This is a genomic window from Methanobrevibacter sp. (assembly GCF_017539065.1).
In the GTDB taxonomy this organism is placed as follows: domain Archaea; phylum Methanobacteriota; class Methanobacteria; order Methanobacteriales; family Methanobacteriaceae; genus Methanocatella.
Window position 1 is genome coordinate 100,982 of the sequence record NZ_JAFYHP010000009.1, and the last position, 20,661, is coordinate 121,642.

11 protein-coding genes are annotated in these 20,661 nt (G+C 31.8%); 4 read left to right on the forward strand and 7 right to left on the reverse strand.

The window, feature by feature from the left end:
* Nucleotides 1-6: 6 nt before the first annotated feature.
* From IKS50_RS01735 to IKS50_RS01750, 4 genes are all read right to left on the reverse strand, one after another.
* Nucleotides 7-810 (reverse strand): ABC transporter ATP-binding protein, encoded by an 804-nt coding sequence (locus tag IKS50_RS01735; protein WP_292844361.1) that lies wholly within the window; start codon nt 808-810, stop codon nt 7-9.
* The gene (locus IKS50_RS01740) at nt 801-1,814 is read right to left on the reverse strand and encodes an iron ABC transporter permease (protein ID WP_292844364.1); all 1,014 of its coding nucleotides are present in this window, start codon (nt 1,812-1,814) and stop codon (nt 801-803) included. The genes IKS50_RS01735 and IKS50_RS01740 overlap by 10 nt, the downstream gene beginning before the upstream one ends.
* Nucleotides 1,815-1,822: 8 nt before the next feature.
* Nucleotides 1,823-2,929, reverse strand: coding sequence for an ABC transporter substrate-binding protein (locus IKS50_RS01745; RefSeq protein WP_292844367.1), 1,107 nt, complete (start codon nt 2,927-2,929; stop codon nt 1,823-1,825).
* Nucleotides 2,930-3,183: 254 nt separating this feature from the next.
* Entirely contained in the window at nt 3,184-7,470 is a 4,287-nt protein-coding gene (locus tag IKS50_RS01750; RefSeq protein WP_292844370.1) for a right-handed parallel beta-helix repeat-containing protein, read from the reverse strand.
* A gap of 220 nt (nt 7,471-7,690) precedes the next feature.
* Between IKS50_RS01750 and IKS50_RS01755 the strand changes: the two genes are divergently transcribed.
* Entirely contained in the window at nt 7,691-9,445 is a 1,755-nt protein-coding gene (locus tag IKS50_RS01755; RefSeq protein WP_292844373.1) for a hypothetical protein, read from the forward strand.
* Between the two features lie 7 nt (nt 9,446-9,452).
* On the opposite strand, the gene IKS50_RS01760 is transcribed toward IKS50_RS01755, so the two are convergent.
* Both IKS50_RS01760 and IKS50_RS01765 read right to left on the reverse strand, forming a co-directional pair.
* Nucleotides 9,453-12,521 carry a right-handed parallel beta-helix repeat-containing protein gene (locus IKS50_RS01760; protein WP_292844376.1) on the reverse strand — a complete coding sequence of 1,023 codons (3,069 nt, stop codon included), beginning with the start codon at nt 12,519-12,521 and terminating at the stop codon, nt 9,453-9,455.
* Between the two features lie 132 nt (nt 12,522-12,653).
* A complete protein-coding gene (locus IKS50_RS01765; protein WP_292844379.1) occupies nt 12,654-14,459 on the reverse strand; it encodes a right-handed parallel beta-helix repeat-containing protein in 1,806 nt (601 codons plus the stop codon).
* A gap of 393 nt (nt 14,460-14,852) precedes the next feature.
* Here IKS50_RS01765 and IKS50_RS01770 point away from each other — a divergent pair, with 393 nt between their 5' ends.
* On the forward strand, nt 14,853-16,445 hold the full coding sequence (locus IKS50_RS01770; protein WP_292844382.1) for a hypothetical protein: 1,593 nt from the start codon (nt 14,853-14,855) through the stop codon (nt 16,443-16,445).
* Nucleotides 16,446-16,648: 203 nt separating this feature from the next.
* Here IKS50_RS01770 and IKS50_RS01775 read toward each other — a convergent pair whose 3' ends face one another.
* Entirely contained in the window at nt 16,649-18,736 is a 2,088-nt protein-coding gene (locus IKS50_RS01775) for a right-handed parallel beta-helix repeat-containing protein (protein ID WP_292844385.1), read from the reverse strand.
* Nucleotides 18,737-18,963: 227 nt separating this feature from the next.
* Here IKS50_RS01775 and IKS50_RS01780 point away from each other — a divergent pair, with 227 nt between their 5' ends.
* Both IKS50_RS01780 and IKS50_RS01785 read left to right on the forward strand, forming a co-directional pair.
* Nucleotides 18,964-19,929, forward strand: a complete 966-nt coding sequence (locus IKS50_RS01780) for a hypothetical protein (protein ID WP_292844388.1) — start codon at nt 18,964-18,966, stop codon at nt 19,927-19,929.
* 69 nt (nt 19,930-19,998) lie between these two features.
* A complete protein-coding gene (locus IKS50_RS01785; RefSeq protein ID WP_292844391.1) occupies nt 19,999-20,616 on the forward strand; it encodes a zinc ribbon domain-containing protein in 618 nt (205 codons plus the stop codon).
* Nucleotides 20,617-20,661: the final 45 nt, after the last annotated feature.

Sequence of the window (20,661 nt, forward strand, 5' to 3'; positions counted from 1 at the left end):
TCACCTTTATAAATCTAATGTTAAGTTTGTTTTCATAGGTACACAAACTTTTCTCTCATCATCTAATTTAATTAATTTTACATCAATCGAATAAGCTTTTCTTAAATTACTTTCAGTTACAACATCATCAGGAGTTCCAAAATCTATGAACTGTTTATTTTTCATAATTGCCACTTTTGTTGAGCTTAAAAATGCATGATCAGGGAAATGTGATGACATTATAATTGACAAACCTGATTTGGCAAGATTATCAATGATTTCCAATAGTTTTATTTGATTCCCGAAGTCCAAATGGGATGTCGGTTCATCCAAAATTAGAATATCTGGCTTTTGACAAAGTACTCTTGCAAGGAATACTAATTGACGTTCCCCACCACTTAAATTTGTATATTCCTTGTCCTTTAAATCTTCAATGCCTAAAGTTTTCAAGGCATCTAAGGCGATTTCAACATCTTCTCCTCTTGGAGAATCTGTCAAGTTAAGGTAGGGTGCCCTTCCCATCAGGACAACATCAAAGACTTTAAATGGAAATGATGGAACATGTGCTTGAGGAATATAACCTATATGTTTTGAAATCTGTTTAAAAGACAACTTCTTAATGGATTTCCCATTAATTAAAATTTCACCGGAGTTAATTTCATGCAGACCATTAAGACATTTGATTAATGTTGTTTTCCCGGTTCCGTTTGGTCCCAGAATACATAATACATCTCCTTTTTCAATGGAAAAGCTAATGTTTGAAAATATTTCCTCACCGTCATAGTCAAATGAAATGTTTTTCACTTCAAATAGTTTATCCTCTACGACCATTCTGAATAACCCCTCTTAAGTAAGTATAAGAAAATCGGAACGCCGATAATTGCTGTTAGAATTCCTATTGGGATTTCAATGGCAATCACAGCACGAGATATATTGTCTATTAGCAATAAAAAACTGGCTCCCAAGCTCAATGATGCTGGAAGCAATATTCTATTGTCTGGTCCTACAAGCATACGGGCCATATGAGGAATTATTAAACCAATCCAACCGACAATTCCACTTATTGAAACTGCTGCTGAGGTTAATAAGGTACAGCCGGCAATAATCAGCAGTCTAATTCTTGAAGGATTCAATCCAAGGGATTGGGCCTCTTCATCACCCATAGCAAGCAAATTCATTTGCCATCTTAAAAGCAATAATATTACAAGTCCTATAATTACAGGTATTGCAATCATGAATAATTTATCTGCATTAATTGAAGCCAATGATCCCATTAACCAGTATACGATTTCAGGCAGTTTGTCATCTGGATCTGCAATGAATTTGATGGCTGAAATCAATGAATTGAAAAATGCAGATATTGCCACTCCAGACAATACCAAAACAAGTATTCCGCCAGCCTTATATGTTCTGGATATTAGATATGTGGCGGATACAGACAGTAAACCGAAAAGAAATGCAAAAATTTGAGTTATTATGTTAGCTCCACTAAGCAGAATGGCCAATGCCGCTCCAAAACCGGCACCATTTGACACGCCAAGCAAATCAGAAGATACCAAAGGGTTTTTAAATATTGATTGAAATGCAGCTCCGGAGATTGCAAGACATGCACCAACCACAATCGCACCAATGATTCTTGGAAGCCTTATTTCAAATACGATTGTTGTAATGGTGGAATTTACTTCTAATTGTGGAAATATTGGGCACAATAAAGTATTCATTACATCAATTGGGCTTATTGGATACCTTCCAATTAAAAATGATGCGAAAAATAAAATTATTGGAAAAAAGATTAAAAGTATGATACTTATAATCTCTTTTGATTCATTATCCATGAATATCACTATAGATTTGATTCTTTAAGTCCTGAATCCAATAGAATTTGTTTTGCCTGATCATCACTTAAATCAAAGTGATAGAAATTACTGTAAAACTCTTTGGTTGCATCTACCATATTGATGTCTTTGTAATCATCTGGATAGAGTACTTTAGCTGTCCATGGAACTCCTATAATCATATTTGCCCCAACTGGCCTATCAAACCATTTGAATGGAGATTGTGGAGATAAATAGACTTCTTTATTTTTAACAGCATCCATTTTTGCCCAGTTAGGATTACTATAAACACTTGCGTAGAATTCTGGATCGTTTGTAATGATTTTATCAGGATTCCAACTAATAACTTGCTCTATTGAGACTTGAACACCACCAGTGGTGTTTCCTTGTGCTAATGAATCTGCAACATTCACTCCACCAACTAAATCAATTAATTGCCCATGTGTGGAGTGTGAAGGATTTGTTTGAAGTCCGTCATCGCCTTGAGCATAATAAACTGTTGTTTTATCACTATCAGATAATTTAGAAGACCTGTCATGCACAATGTCTAAATATTTATCGTTAAAATCGTTTAATTCTTTAGCTTTATCTTCAGCTCCAACGACTTCGCCCATAAATGTAATGGATTCCCCTATTTTTTCAACATTTGTTGTGTCTTTAACTGCAATCACAGGTATTGTACCGAATTTTTCTTGTCTCTCAGCAACAGTTGATGCATCACCATCACCGCCTTCATCAATAGATTCAATGACTATATCTGGCTCTGAAGCTATAAATTCTTCATAACTTCCATCCTGTGTACCATACCATCCTCCAACAACAGGATAATTCTGATACTGGCCGGGAACATATTCTAATTCATCATCAGTCCACTGGAAGTTAACGGCTTTTAATTTATCCGGTGCTATCATATATAATACTGTAGTCATAGGAGGGCTTGTTGCCACTACGTTGCCAACAGAAGCAGGGATTTCAATGTCTCTGCCAATCATATCGGTTACATTTTTAGCGCCAACTGTTTCAACGGTAGATGGTGTTAGAAACATATGAGTGGCCAGTCCCGCTAAGACCAGAACAAATAATAATAAGATTATTACTTTTATTTTCTTTTCCATTATTAAACCTCAAATTCAACATTTCGATAAGAATATATTTTCATTAAGTTATTAAATAATTTTTCTAATATGTGATTATTCAAATAAATAATAATTTAATAAAATGTTAGAACAATTATTGATAATAAAAATGAATTTAGATAGATAAAAATTGGAATTTTAATCGAATATAATAAATAAATAAGAATTTGCGTTCTATAATATTTTACAATAATTTTTGAAAAAAAATAAAAGAATAAATATGTAAAACATATTTATTGTGTTAAAGTTTCATTAGTTTGCAGTGTCTTATTCAATAAAACCTCAAAAGTCCTATATTCGTCTTTTAAGGAACCGATTGAAATTTTAAGCATATTTGCATCACTACTGAAATCAGTAGCATTGAATGAGAAAACGCCCACACCATTTACAACATTGAATTTTAGCTCAATGTCATTCAATGTGGCATACATTTCAAACACTGGCAATTTGGAAGCCACTTCATCATATTTATAGAAAGTAATTGAATAAGTTCCAGGGGTTATGACTTCTATTTCCTTAACAGACAGATAAACGGCATTTACTCTAGGGCACATGGTTCCATAACCGGTAGTGTTTGTTTCATAATCCCAGGTTATTCTTGCATTCTTACCAAACCAGTTTGCACCCAATTGCAATCTTTTGGAATCATTGTACAGGCCATATTGATAAATTCCTTCAGGATTTGCACTTAACTCACCCAAAATCATCATACTAGGGCCTTTTGCATTTCTATAAATTGCATTATCATTGACATTTGGTTCAACCGCATTTTCTGCCAAATCATAACCTGCATTAAATCTAATGCCTTCAAGTGCATTATCAGATATCCAATTGCTTAAGATGACAATGCCTGTTGAGAAATTTGAATCAACAGAAATTCCCATATAATTATCTAAGATTTTATTTTGAGTTATTGAAACGTTAACTGCTGATTTATTCAAGAAGATTCCATAACCTAATGGTCCTTCAGGAATGTCCATCACATATAATCCGATGTTTTTGGTAATCAAATTATTGGTTATATTGGTGTTTTTTACACCTGAATCATAATTGATTCCATAATTGCTTAAGGATAACGTATTGTTGTTTATTTCCAAATCATCAGTATTTTGAACAAATATTGCATTTCCAAATGATTCAACAACGTTTTTAATAACTTTGATATTTTCTGCATTGGATATTTCAATACCGTTTCCAGGAATGATTAAGTTACCTGAATTGTATTCACTGATTTTGGATTGATCAAGAACATTTAAAATGGTGTTATTCTCAAGTGTTACGTTGTTTGCATTTTTAATAATAATTCCTGAACCCTCATGGGCATTAATTGCTAAATTAGAAATGTTCAAATTAGATGCGGCAATTGTTAAAACCGGACTTTTGGATTTGCCATTTAATGTAGTGTTTGGCATAAAAGTAATGTTCAATGCTTTATCTATGGTCAAGCTGACATCATTATAATTATTTCCTAAAAATTCAACAGAGTTTTTAGCTTCATTAAATCTGGCTTGGATTTCATCTCCAGGAATGCCGGCATCAATAAATGTAACCCCCGTTTTATTTAAAATTGTTATGACATTATTGGCCGCGGATGCTTTGTATTGATTTGTTTGAGCATACTTGCTTATAATATCATAAGATCCAACGCTTAATGAGGAAACATCAACTTTAATTTGACCGTTCTTATCAGATTTTTGTGAATAGGACTGGTTATTTAAAGTATATGAAATTAACTGGTCAGCTAATGCTTTTCCGGAAGAATCTTCTAAAGTAATAGTGTATGATTCAGCAGAATTTTTAGAAAATGTCCTATCATAGCTAGTTAGTGTGGTTGGGGTTCTTGCAACTTTAATGGTTCCTGTTGCTTTAGCGTTTTTATAGATAGCTGATCCGGCATAGGTTACAGTTGCCTTATATGTATTTTCAGTTGCAAATTTAGTTTGAATGCTAATTTGACCTTTGCTGTTAGTTGTTTTAGTGTAGGTAATACAGTTCAAATTAATTTTTAGAGTCTGTCCTGAGATAGCTTTACCGTCATTTGTTTTTAAAGTTACTGTATAATCCTTTGCAGTATTTGGAATAGTGTTCATATTTGGAGCAGTTATTTTAGTAACTGTTTTTTGAACAGTTATTTTTCCTGTTGCAGAAGATTTCTTATATGATTTGGTTTTCTTATAGTTTGCTTTGACTTTATATGATTTGAGCTTGGAAAATTTAACTTTGATTGTAACCTGACCTTTACTGTTGGTCTTTTTAGTATATTTTTTACCATTTACTTTGACTGTAACTTTCTGTTTTTTAAGAACTTTACTGTTTTCATCTTTTAAGGTAATGCTATATTTTGTTTTGGTTTTAGGAGTAGTTGTAATCTTAGGAGCAACCAATTTGGTTTTTAATACTTTTTTAACATAAATCTTAGTAGTTTTCTTAGCTGCAGTATATTTATTGGTACCTTTATAATTCATTACAACTTTATAGGTTCCTTTTTTAAGTTTAAGTTTTAATTTAGCAATGCCTTTTGCATTTGTTGTTTTAGTATAAGTTTTTTTATTAACTTTAATAGTTACTTTTTGACCAGACAATGGTTTATTGGATGAATCTTTTAAAGTTAATTGATAATAATCGGCTTTTTTAATAAACATTGCATAATTTGAAGCCACAATATTAGTTGATACTTTTTGAACTGTTATTTTTGCCTGTGCATTTGATGCAGAATAGTCAACATCGTCTCCAGCATAGTTTACTTTAACAGTATATGTGCCCACGTTCTGTCTGATTTTAATTGTAGCTTGGCCTTTAGCATCGGTAACCGCTTTGACAGTTTTTGTACCAATGGTGAATGTGACTGGTTCATTCACGACAGGATTGTTATAAATGTCAGTCACTGTTGCAATGAAATTAACATTGGAATTTGGATAAGTGTTTAAATTTGAAACTGCAATTTTGGCTGGGGTTATATTGCCGGGAATGTAATTATCATCAACGTTGAATTTTTTAACATTCTTGTTTTGATCACCGGTAATATATTCTGAAGTACCTGGTAAAACCACTGTTACAACGTTTCCACTTTCCTTAAAGTCTTCTGGATAGAATCTGGCTGTTGCTGTTCCATCAACCATCATTACAGTCTTATAGACATCACCTTCCTGAGGGGCAACATAATTATTGTCTTTATTTAAATAAAATATCACTGGAACGGAACTCAATCCTTTTGCAACTTCTCCATTCGGGTTGATGAGTGAAATTGTATAGATTCCCTTTTTTGATTGTTTTATTTCAGTTAATTGGAGTCTGTAATCTCCACTATACCAACGTGCACCATATTCAAAATATAATATAGGACAATTGACATTTTCATTTATTACGAAAGTATAACCTAAGAATACACCGCCTTTGCCATCACGATTAATAGGTCTTACGTTATTTCCAACCATATAATTGTTATTTAATACTTCTAATTTTTCACCGCCCTGCTTCCATATTCCTTGAGCGTTTTCACTATTGAAAACTTCTCCTCCATCAGTAAATGAGTTTTTATAAAAGAAATTGCCGATAATGTTGATTTGTTGGATTTGACAGTCCACATACACTCCATACATTGAATTTAATGCAATATAATTGCTTAAAATATTGATGTTATTGGATGAAGTCAATTCAATTCCCTTTTCATTATTGGTAATGTTGTTGAAATTGACTGTTGGATTGTTTGAACTGCCTGCAAACAATACTCCCACTTCATTATTTAAAATATTATTGGAATTAATGATTGTTTTAGTAGAATCAACATCATTAATACCGTATTTGGAATCTTCAATAATTGAATCCTTTACTGTTACTCCATTTGAATTCTTAATTTTAATCCCATTTACAGTTTCGGAAATGCTTACATTCTGTATTACTGTATTTCTTGCATTTTCCAGTCTTATGGCATCAGCAATATTATTGTTGGAAAAGGTACAGTTTCTTATAATGATATTCGAAGCGCCATCTATTAAGATATGGTAATCATCAGTACGTAACGGTGTGCTGCTGTCGAATACGAAATTAAATCCTTCAATAATTGTTCCACTGGCTCCTGAAGTGAGGTAAAATTCTCCTCTATGATTAGAAAATGCAGTGCTTGAGCAGGCACTTAAATTTGTTCCGACTTCACTTTTTATTGTTACCTTCTTATCAATTTGCAAATGGCAATGTTCATATGATTCCCCTCTAATAATGATGGTATCTCCGTCGTTTGCAGATTGAATTGCAGTTCTTATAGTGTGATCATTCATCTCCACATGAGTCTCACCATAATTATCAACTACAATAGTTTTAGGCTCAGATAAAATAGCATCATTAGATGCGCCTAATTGATTATCATTTAAATTATATTCTTCATTAGCATTTAATTCACCGATTGGCGAATCTACAGTTAAATTATTATCATCAAAATTGTCTTCACTTGCTGCAACTGAACTGATGCATAAAAACGTAACCAATAATAAAGACAACATTATATAAATGTTTTTGTTTTTCATGTTTTCCCCACATAATTTTCATAATATAACAATTGACATAAAACATCAATATACTATAATTTACTATCGATATATATTAATATATTCCGATTTATTTCTAATTATAAATAAAATTTTTTAAAAATTTTGAAATGACATGAAGTAAAATACATATAGAAATAATACATAATATAATCTAATAGGGGGAATAACTATCAAAAATAAAATAATATTCATTTTTGTGTTGATATTCATTTTCCTAACTTTATCCTGTATAAATGCAGAATCCTTTGATGAAAGTTCAAATAATACTTTAATAGCTAATTCCGAAGCAAATGATATTGAAGATTTATCTACAGCAAATGGTGATTTTTCAAGTTTAGAAAATGCAATAACCAATGCATCCCAAACAAAAACTCTGAAATTGACCAAGGATTATACATATAACTCTGCATCTGATGGAAAATATTCGAATGGAATCAATATCACAATAGATGATTTGGTTATAGATGGTCAAGGACATAGCATAGATGCATGTAAAAAAGCAAGGATATTCAATATTAAATCAAACAATGTTGTTTTGACAAATCTGACAATGATAAACGGATTTTCAAATTCACATGGAGGTTCAATTTACTGGACAGGATATAACGGAACAGTAGAAAATTCCCTTTTTAAATACAGTAATTCCTCAAGAGATGGGGGAGCAGTCACTTTCAAATATTATGGGACAGTTACTAACTCCAATTTTGAAAATAATTATGCAGGAATTGGAGGAGCACTAAATTTTGGAGATGATGGCAGAATAACCAATTCTAAATTTTACAAGAACTTCTCGAAATATGTTGCAGGTGCAGTAAATTATGAAGGCAATGGAAACATAGAAAACTCCACATTCATTGAAAACGAAGGAGGAGATGGGGGAGCTGTTCTTTTTACTTCTGGAATAATCAATAACTCAAGTTTCATAAAAAATAATGCAATCGGATACGGTGGCGCAGTCTCAATACAAAGAAATGCACTCATAAACAATTCAAGATTTATAAAAAACACAGGAAAATTTTCCGGGGCACTGGACTTTAAAGAAACAGGCAATGTTGCAAATTCCATTTTTAGAGATAATCATGCAAAAACTTATTCCGGAGCCATATCTTTCACTGATGACGGATATGTTGTTAATTCAACATTTATAAACAACTCCGCATTAACCTATGCTGGATCCATTCTTTTTGAAAAGGAGGGATTTGTTGAAAAATCAATATTCCTAATCAATTCTGCTGAAACGGAGGCTGGAGCAATATACTTCTGCACTATAGGCATTATGCAAAATTCTACATTCACACAAAACCGTGCAGAAGATGGGGGAGCAATATTTGCATATTGCAACAATATCAGCATCTTCAACTGTAAATTTAATCATAATTTCGCCTCAAATGAAGGTGATTCAATCTATATTAAAGCAGATAATATCATAATCAATAACACAACATTCAATAGCGAGCATTCTTACAATGATACAATATATATCAATTCAGATAATTTAACAATGAGTAACATTGATTTTAATAATACTCCTCCAGAAGTACTTAATATAACTCCTTTAAGTGATTATGATATTGATACCAACATGACGCAGGGTCCCGTCAATACTAGTAGCAACACTCATATAACAGAGAAAGAAACTACAAATACTAATTCAAAAACTGTTAAAAATAAAAAAGCTACTTACATTAAAGCAAAATCAAAGAAATTTAAGGCAGCTAGTAAAAAGAAGAGATTTACTGTAAAATTGCTCAGTAATAAAAAAGCCCTTAAAAACAAGAAAATCACATTAAAGTTTAGGGGAAAGAAATATAGTTCAAAAACAAATAAAAAAGGGAAATGTGTTTTTAAACTAAAAATTAGAAAAAAAGGCAAGTTTGGAGTTGTAATTAAATTTTCTGGAGATAAAAACTATAAATCAACAAAAAAAATAATTAAAATAATCATTAAATGATTAAAAATTATTTTTTAATTTTTATTGTTCTTTTAACTTGAGATTTTAGATATTTAATGATTATTTTATGTTTTCCCACTTTTAAATTTTTTAAAGTAACCTTAGCAATACCTTTCCTGTTGGTTTTGGAAACATAGGTCTTACCTTTGATTTTAAAGGTAATCTTTTTATTTGAAATCGGTTTTCCGTTACTTTTCTTTAAATAAGCATTGTATTTAATCTTTTTAGATTTTTTCTTGGTAATGCTCTTTGCTTTTAAAACCTTTTTAATTTTTATGGTATTCTTTACGGATTTACCGTCGCAGGATGAGGTAATTTTATATTTTCCAGGAGTTAAACTGAATGTTTTAGAAGCATAACCGTTTTTATTGGTGGTAACCTTATATGTTTTTCCTGAAATTTTCATTACCACTTGTATATTGCTCATGGCTGCACCGTAACTGTCCATAATGCGAACTTTGAAGGTTGTTTTCCCGCAGTAGTCCATATTGATATTTTTATTCAAAGTGATTTTCAATGGGTTTTTATCAACGTTAAGTGAAATAATTTGATCATTGATTTTTGCGGTTAATTTGGTTACCTTAGGAATTGAAACCTTTTTAGATAAAACTCCCTTTGAAAATGATATGACTTTATTGTCTAATGATAAGCTTACATCAAAATCAGCTAGTAGTTCCGGTGAGTCAATTTTTGACACTGAATTCTTTTTGTTTAAAGTTTTTGTCATATCAATAATAATATTTGCAGATTTATATTGTATTAATGGATTTGAATTGGAAAAGCCCATCATAATCCATGTGAAATCGTCTGTAATATTGATATTGATTAATTTTTCAAAGCTTGGTGAATTTGTTCCCCACCAATTGTTTTTTAATGAGATCTCATCCCATGTTTGATTAAATATTGCAAATCCATTGGAGTCATGGTTATTGTAAATTATGGAATGGGTTATATTAGCTCCTCTTCTTAGAATAATTGCTCCACCATCGCCTTCGGCGATATTGTTTTCAAATTTAGATCCCACTATTGTCATATTTCCATTATTGTCAATAGCTCCACCATTTTTTGTTGCTTTGTTGTTGATGAACTCAGATTTGAAGATAGTTAAAAATCCTCCATTATCTATCGCACCAGCGCCATAAGCTTGATTGTCATCAAATAAGGAATATAAAATAGTTAAATTTCCAGAATTATCAATGGCGGCTCCATGGCTTCTTGCTATGTTGGAAATGAACTGAGATTTATTGATTAAAATGTTTCCATTTTTATTAAAAATTGAGGTGCCCTCATCTGATCCTTCGTTTAATTTAAATATTGAATTTGAAATGTTGGCATTTCCAAGGGCAATGTATAATACTCCATATGAATGTGAAATGATATTATTTTCAAATTTGGAATTATCGATTATTAAATTGTCGCGGCTTTGAATAACTGCACCTACTTCTGCCTTATTATTTTTAAATTGAGAACTGTTGATTGTAGTCACATTTTTGAAATTATAAATGACTCCAGCATTAGATGCTTCATTTGAATCAAAATTACAATCATTGATATTTAAATTACCTTTGTTATATGCAAATCCTCCATGGTTTGCTTTATTGTATTTTGCATTTGATTTGTTTATTTGAACAAAAGCAGTATTATAGATGGCTCCTCCATCAGTTGCAAGATTGTAATTAATATTCGAATCGGCAATGATTAAATTAGCGGTATTATAGATTGCTCCTCCACTATAATTGGCGGAATTATAATTAATATTAGTATTGTCTATGGTTAAATTAGCAGTATTATAGATAGCCCCTCCATTATTTGCATTTCCATAGGTTATAGTGCATTTCTTTAAGGTTAAGTTTGCAGCATTATATATTGCTCCGCCAAGATTAGCTTTATTATTTTCTATCTTAAAACTATTTAAAGTTAAATCTCCCTTATTATAAATTGCTCCGCCTTCTTCAGCGGAATTATTGTTTAAAATACATTCTTTTAAAGTCATAGAAGACTTTTCAATATAAATTCCACCGCCCTTTTCTGCGCTGTTGTTTATCAGGTTAGCATTTTTTATATCTAAAGAATAACGGGAACATGAAATTCCTCCACCATTTATGGTAGCGGTGTTGTTTATTAAATCACAATGAGTTAGTGTTAAATATGATAAAAAGACATCGATTCCACCGCCTCTTTCTGCAGAATTATTATAAATTAAAGAATTTTCAATGATTAAATGGCCATGTGAATCTGATATTATTCCTCCGCCTTTATTTGCATAATTATTTTCAAAATAACAATTGTCGACATTCATTGTATATTCGGAGATATATGCGCCACCACCAGCAAAAGCGGTGTTATTTATGAAAATGCTGTCATACATTTCACAGGTTCCCCAGCTTTTAACGCCTCCTCCCAAATCGGAGGCGATATTAGAATAAAATTTGGAATTTCTAACAATCAAATATCCTCTATTATTATAAATGCCCGCACCACGTAGAGCCGAATTATTTATAAATGTGGAATTGATTAAATTGAAATTGCTAAATCTATTGTAAATTGCCCCTCCTTCATCGCAATGGTTATTTTCAAATAAAGAGTTAATAATAATTATTGTATTTGCGCTATAACTATCTATAGCCGCACCGGTACTTGCAACATTATCTTTAAAAAGAGAATTATATACTGTTAATTCTGATTTAGTTTCTCCAGAAATTGCTCCGCAATAAGCAGAATTATTGATGAATTTGGAGTTATTAACTGTTAGTTTTCCTTCATTATAAATAGCGGCTCCTCTTCCATCAGTGAAACCGTTCACAAAAGTTAAGTCGATTATATTTACTTTGGCATTTTTTGAAATTACAAAAATGCCTGATTTTCCTTTTGCATCCAGCACGGTATCTGAAGAATTAGATCCTTTAATAGTAATGTCTTTATTTATAGATATTGCTGAACCGTTACTACAGTAAGTTATATTTTCTAAGTTAACAACGCCTCCAGAATCAATATTGTCTATTGCATTTTGAATTGAATCAAAGGTAGCATCGGTTGATGTTCCATTATCATCTGCATAGGCAGAATTCGATAACAATATTAAAAAAAGAAGTATGATTGCGAATTTTGCAGTGGATTTAATTATTTTAATTCTTCCATCCCCCTTTAAAGATTAATTAAAATAATTTGAAAAAAAGAAAAAAGAGAAGTAATAAAAAATATTACTTATCTATTTTTTAACAGTGTATGTAACTTTTACAGTTTTTGCGTTATAAGCGCCGTCACCTGCAAAGCTAACTTCTGCTTTGTAACTACCTTTTTTAGCTACTTTTACTTTAATTTTAGCAACACCATTAGCATTGGTTTTAGCAGAGAAGGTTTTTCCTTTAACTTTAATAGTAACTTTTTTATTTGCTAAAGCTTTACCTTCTGATTTTAAAGTAACAGAAACTTTTTTAGCTTTTTTAACTTTTAAAGTAACTTTTTTAGCACTTAAAGTGGTTGCTTTTTTATTAACAGTGATTTTAACTGTTTTTAATGCAGATACATAGTTTCCGGTTGCATCAACGAAAGAGATGTATGCATATTTGGTAGCTGCACTAGCATATTTGACAGGAACGCTGAGGACACCTTTTACGGTTTTTCCACTAGCAAGTTCTTTACCGTCAACTTGAACTGTAACAGTTTGACCATCTAATAAGTTACCGTCTTTGTCTTTTAAGGTAATTTCTAAAGTACCTTGATCACCAGCTTTTAAAGTGAGGTCGGATGCGGTTATAGCAGTTGCAACAGGTTCAACAGGTTCTGGAGTATTATCTTCAAGAACGAGATCTTTTAATGAGAAATAAATTACAACAGCTTGAGCTTCAACTCTAGTTTGTTTTCCTTGTTGCATTTTTATAACTACTGGTAAAGTGTTATTTTCAACAGTAACAGGTAAAACTGGTTTTAAAACATTATTGTCTCTTATCATGATACGTAATAATATTATGCTATCAGGTTCCACAGCACTTTTGTTTGTAACTATGTTGTTTGCTATTGTTACATTTGAAAGAGTACTTGGTTCTCCGTGAGCATCGTTACCTTGTTCTGCAGCAATTAAAACGTTGTAGTCTACTGCATAAAAAGTATTTTGGGTAATTATGATGTCACTTGAAGCTTTTTCAATACTGATTACTGGGAATCTTCTGTAATCTATAGTACCTTCTTTGAAAACACCACAGTTTTCAAAGGTGTTGTTAGATATGATTGAGTTTTTAGTGGATGCTCCACCATAGTAAATTGCATAAACATTACCAATAAATGTATTTCCGATAATTACTCCGCCTTCACTACCTTTAGCGATGGATACTCCATCAAGCACGGTACCGTTGAAAACGTTGTTTTTAACATAAATGTCTTTAGCTCCACCAATGTTAACTACTTTTGAACCTTTTTCTTTATTAACTGTTGGATCGTTAGCTAAAAGGGTAGCGTAACCTCCTTCGAAGTAGTTATCTTCGATGGTGATTCCATCACATGTATCAACATTAACTGCGGAATTGAAGTCTTTGAATGTACAATTTTTCACTAAACCATTTTCGGTGTTGAAGAAATTAACACCGTAACCATTTACTGTTCCACCATATACGAAATTATTATTAGGATTGTTGTCTATAAAGGTAATTCCTTGGATAGTAACGTTAGTACCGGTTACATAGAATATTCCATTACCATTACCGTAACCAGTAATAGTAGCGGTACCTTTACCATCAATAACTATATTGCTGTTAGCAATATTAACGGTGGTTCCTGCGAAATCATATGATTTTCCACTTAAGTCTACTATATCTCCAGTTGTATTAGCTGAATCAACTGCAGTTTGAACGGCTTCAGGTGTAGCGTTTGCTGGTGTAATTGGGTCAGCAGCGATAACTTCATCAATAGCATCTGCTGCAACGACATCGTCAGTTACATCTTCAGCAGAAATTGAACCGACTGAAAGTGCAATTAAAACAACTAAAAGAAAGGAAAATATAACCTTTTTATTAATCATTCCTTTTTTCTCCTTTAAATTAATTAAATTAAATCACTAATATAAAAATCATTAATAAAATTCAAAATATTTTATACTAGTTAGTTATTATTTATTAAATTATCTTGAATATAAACATTATCCTTTATATCAAGTTAAACTTATGGTTTAAAAATAAAATTAATTTTTAAAATATGATTAGTTATATGGTAATTTATTTGAAAAAAGCAAATAAATAAATTTACTGTAAATAAAATGAATATGAGATAATTTTTTCAAAAATAAATAGATTTTATAAATAATACTTTATTACATATCGAGTTCAGTTTTCTGCCTATATGATAATCATTATATATCATTAAAATATAAACAGTTAAATGAAAGAAAGGTGGAAAGGGGGTGAAAATCATAAATATGAAAAAGATTATTCCAATTATATTTATATTTCTCATGACGATAGGCATTGCCGCGGTCAATGCTTCAGAAGATATAGATACTGCCTTGGAAGTGAACATTATAGACTCTTCGACGATTGAAGGGAGCAATGTAATCACTGTCCAAAATGACTCATCTTCTAATCTGGAATATGAAATTTCGAATGCTGAAGATGGGGATGAAATTTTAATAGATCAGGGAACATATGCAATCCACAATATTACAATTACAAAAAGCATTACCCTACAGGGCAATGGCAATCCTAAGGATGTAATCATTGATGGGGAAAATAACTCTAGCATATTTCTTATTAGAAGTCCTGATGTTCATGTAACCTTTAGAAATTTAACATTCATCAATGGTTTAACCGATAATTTTGGTGGAGCAATTTCAATGGAAACAGGTACTGTGTATGTAGATAACTGCATTTTTATAAATAACACTGCATTAAATAACACTAATGCGGGAGCCATCTCCAATTATGGAACTAAGGAAAGCAAAGGATATTTATCTGTAAAGGATTCACTTTTCTTAAACAATCATGCTGACCATGATGGAGGTGCAATCACCACATGTTATGCAAATTCTGACATAATTAATTGTGTCTTCATTAATAATTCGGCACACCGTGATGGGGGAGCGATACGCGTAAGTGTTCAGGGATACGGCAATGTCCAGGATTGTATTTTCATGTATAACCATGCTGATGAATGGGGCGGAGCCTATTACAGTTGGTCTGGTGAATCCAACATTGAAAGATGCATATTCATGAATAATAGTGCAGGAACTAACGGCGGAGCAATAATGGTTTCAGGCAATATCAATCTACAAGATTCTATTATTGTCAATAATTATGGTGGATTGAATGGAGGTTCTTTTTACATACAACAGCCTATGTATGATAAAAAAACAACCATGAAAATCAATAATAACATAATCACCAACAATTCATCTCCAAACGGCCAAGAAATTTTCATCAAATGGAGAGATTCACATAATCTATACACAGATTTCAACAACAATGATTGGGGAGATGAAGATCCTAATGATCCACGTGTAAATGACCCAAAGAAGGTTACTTCAAGAAGCAAAGTTTCAAAAACAATTAACTCTAATTTATTTGGACGGTTAAATGTGGATGAATTAGACAAATACAGTGATTTGGTTGGTAGTTTCTTTGAAAACGATACGCTTGATGACCTTAAAGAACAATTTAAATATGAAGAAACAGATGAAAGTCCGGTCAATAATCAAACAAGCTATCCAAATAAAAAAGACGCAAGCCAGGAAAAAACCGCTAAGCAAACGTTAGATGATGATGAAATTATAAATGAATCTAATAATAATTTAACTACAGCTTCAAATTCACAAGTTTCCAATATTGTATTCAACACTCCGAATGCTTTAGGAAATTCTACTTCATATGGGGAAGATAATGACGCATATGAATTAAATGAAAGTGAGCATTCTGTTGCAAAGCAAAGTAGTTTTGATATTAAGGTATTCATTGTCCTAATTGTTTTAGTATTCCTATTGTTGATGATTGGATACAAAAGATTTAATAAAGAGTAAATAGCTTCAGCTATTTACTATTAACTATTTTTTTAATTTAAATTTCTTGCAAGTAAATTATAAGAATTGCACCATGATATAATTTTAAACATTCGTGAAATCATAATTCATGAGGGTATTGAACCAATCCCAAAAATTATGTTTCTTACCATATATCAACTTTCACTAAAAGTTAAAATGAGAAAAAATAGAAAAAAAGATGATTATCTTTTAGAGTTCATTTCTTTAATGTCGTCACGATAATAAAAACCGACTGTTAATATCATTAATAAAACAATGAATAACATTCCGCTGACTCTAAAGAATTCATCTTCATCAATAATAATTTGTTTTACAACAGAATCTGATGTGGAACCAGGATTTCCAGAATCTCCAGTACTTGGTTCGGAAGCACTAGCCTGTGAAGCACTAACATCTGTTTCATAGCTTTGTGAAACATCATTCACCTGACTGTTTGCACTGTTTGCAGGATCTGTTTTCTGGCTATATGTGCTGTTTCCGGTATTTGAACTACTTTCTTGGGTGCCGAGGCCGTTTCCTCTATTGGCAGTTCCTCCAGAACCATCACCGTTGCCGTTGCCATTACCGTTTCCACCGCCTGTGCCAATATCTTCAAATAATTGATAATTTGGAATGGTAGGATAGGTATATGTTGGTGTTTTACCATTAATTCCTTTAGATGATTTGGTATTGGAATTAAATGTGTTGTCACGTTTTGAACGGTCTACAGTGGCTCTTATTAAATCTCCATTTTTAGCATCGACTGTGAAAACTCCAGCCCCACCTTTAACGGTAATGCTTCCGGTTTTACCATCAGGGGTGGAATATGTCAAAATCCTGTCTGGAAGTAGGCTAGCAATATTTCCATTAGAATCTAAGAATTTTGCTTGGAATTTGTTTGGACCAATCTGAGTAACTACAAATTGAATTTTATTTGATTTAATCTTAGGACATATCAAATTATAATCGCTATACCAATTATCTCCTATTTCCAATCTTTCTCCAGTATCTTGATAATAGGTTTCTTTGGCTTCAACTGATAATTCAGAGTTGCGGTAAATAACATTGTAACTAATATCCTGTTTAGCAGGTTTTACATAATCATCAAAGAACTTGATGCCTATTTCACTATCAGATATTACATTTGACTGAATTTTATTGTTTCCGATTTCTGCAATTGCAATTCCATTAAACTTATTGTAAGTGATATCGTTAGATTTGATGTTAATGTTATTTCCAGCACTGTTGATTAAAATGCCATTAATACCATTTTTGGAAATTGTGTTCTTATTTATTTGAACATTTTCCGGTCCTTCCTTATAGTTAATGCCATTGACTTCCTTCGCTAAGTAAATACCATTTTGAGTGTTGCTTAAAATATTATTTCCATCAATATAAACATTATTTGATTTAGCAATTTCAATACCATTTTGACCGTTATTTTTAATATCGTTGTTAAAAATATATGCATAACTGGATTTTGCTAGTGAAATGCCGCTTTTTGAGTTTTTAACAATGTCATTTTTGGTAATGTTCAGATATTTGGTGTTTAAAGAAACAATTCCATTGCCTTTAGTTGTAATCTTATTTCCAATAATGGTCGCATATTCGGCACCATCAACTTTGATTCCATCACCATCACCGGTTATTGTAAACCCTTTAATCTTTGTTAGGGAAGCTGATTTGCCTTTTATGGTAATTACAGGATTGTTTGAACTTGATTTTAAAGTAGTTCCCACATTACTAATCAAGGTTAATGATTTGGTAATCACTAGATTGATGTTGGAATAACTTGATCCTTTAAATAATATTACATTATTGGCTTTTGCATTGTCAATAATGCTTTGAATCTCAGAGTTGCTTAATCCTGCTTCAACTATTCGGGTATTGGTCATTTTAATAGTTGTTGTTAAGCTAGAAGCTTTATAATTTGAGTTTCCAGCATATTTAGTAACTATCTTATATGTTCCGTCATTTAGCCTAAGCTGAAGGGAGGCAACGCCTGCTGAGTCAGTATTGACATTATAGGTCTTTCCATTCAGTGCGAATGATACTTTTGTATTTTTTAAAGGACTGTTATTTGAATCGGATAACTTTACTTTGAAATAGTCTCCAATAACATCAAATGTAGTATTGCTTGTAACGTTAATGTGTGTCTCCTGCTTTGATGCCTGAAGTGTCTGCGTGTCATTTGATAATTTAAGAACGGGTTCGTTCGGAACCTCTAAATCATCACTAACATCTGTTGAATTATCTATTTCTTGAGCAGCACATATGTTTAGCGTGAGCAATGTGAACAGTAATAGCAGTATACCAAATGTTTTCTTGTCCGTATTTTCACCTCCTTCACATCAATTGAAAAATATTTTCCTTATGAATTATATTTCATATTAATAAGTATATAAGATTGACTAATTTGACCATTTAAACTTGCATAAATTCAAATCACAGAAGTTTTTTTGAAAGAACCTATAAATATGATAAAATCTTAATTAGTTATAAATGGGGGTGATGTTAATTGAAATATTTTAAAAATTTCTTTAAAATTTCAATAATACTGCTACTTCTTATAATTACAGTAGGGTCAGTTTATGCAGCAGATAATACTGATTCTTCATTAAACGATAATCAGGATGACGATTTTGAATTGAATGAAGATATGGAAGAGGGTCCGGGTGATGATGACCCTGATGAGGATGATAATCCTGATGAGGATGAAGAAGGTGATGATGACCCTGATGAGGATGATAATCCTGATGAGGATGAAGAAGGTGGTGATGATTCTGATGAGGATGAAGAAGGTGGTGATGATTCTGATGAGGATGATGATTCTGATGATGAAGAAGATGATGATTCTGAAGACGATGAGGACGATTCAGAATACAATGATTTTGAGTTTCTCGAATATAAAATCTTGGCATATCTTGAAAAATATGGAAACTGCACAGATGAGAATTGGACAGAATCTGAAGATTTCCTTAATGAATACCAAATTTATCTATCCAATCCATCAGACTACACTTTGAATGAAAGTGCAGAAGGCTACAAAACATATTTAAAAATTTATGATTCAATAGTGTCAACGTTCGGCGATTACAACCTAACGGAAAATGAAACAGCATATCTGAAATTCCTGATAATCTATTATCTAAATCATTATGGAAATGTCAGTGCAAACTACACATGGAATGAAAGCGATGATTTCTCAAACTTCACTCTATGGGATTACCTGTCTGCATATTATAAAGGATGCGCTTCAGCAGGTGCGCCTGCAATTAATGGAGAGTATGATGGTTTCAGAAACTTAAATGATTTGGTTTACCCGATATTGGCCAATTCTTTTGACTTAAACAAAACAGCACAAGACAAAAATGTATCTAATATGGCCAATGTAGATGTGCCTGACAACGGTTCATGGTGGTCTTATGGCATTATCCTATTTTTAGCTTTGATAATGGGCGTTCTAATAATTAGGAAAATTTAATTTTTCCTTTTTTAAATTTTTTTATTTAACATAAATCTTTTTATTATATTTTTATCATAAATTAATAACATGAGAATCATAAAACATTGTCCAAATTGCGGATGCGAAATTAATGATGATGATGTTGAATTCTGCACAGAATGCGGATATAACCTGTTTGAAAAAAATGAGGATGTTCCTAAGGGATTTTTCGATAATCTGGCTGATAAAACAAATTTTTCAGTATTGATCTTTTCTTTTATCGTGTTCGGCGTATTCCTGTTTGTCGGTTCAATAATATGGGCGTCATTCATGGCAAGCGGATCAATTGACCTAATTACCTATTTGTTATTGACTGTTGTTTTTTCAGTATTCTTTGGTGGGATTTTCATTGGATACTTCGGATGCAGGGATGAAACATATGTGCTGCCGAATTTTTCAATGTATCTTGGAAGCATATTTGCAGTTGTGCTATGCGGAATCGGATTTATATTTACATTTTTAATGGGAATAATTTCAGCCATTAGCTCAGCCTTCTCAGCATTGGGCGGTAATTCAGCATATGGAAGTACACAATCAACCGCTTCTTCATTCACACCATCTGTTGATTTAAGCTTTGTATTTAAAATAATATTATTTGTTCTGTTGATTCCTGTGGCCGCCTATTTCGGTGTTTATCTGGGTTATTACTTAAAACAGAATATTTAATTTTTCCTTTTTTTAATTTTTAAATTTCGAGTTTTTAAATTAAAG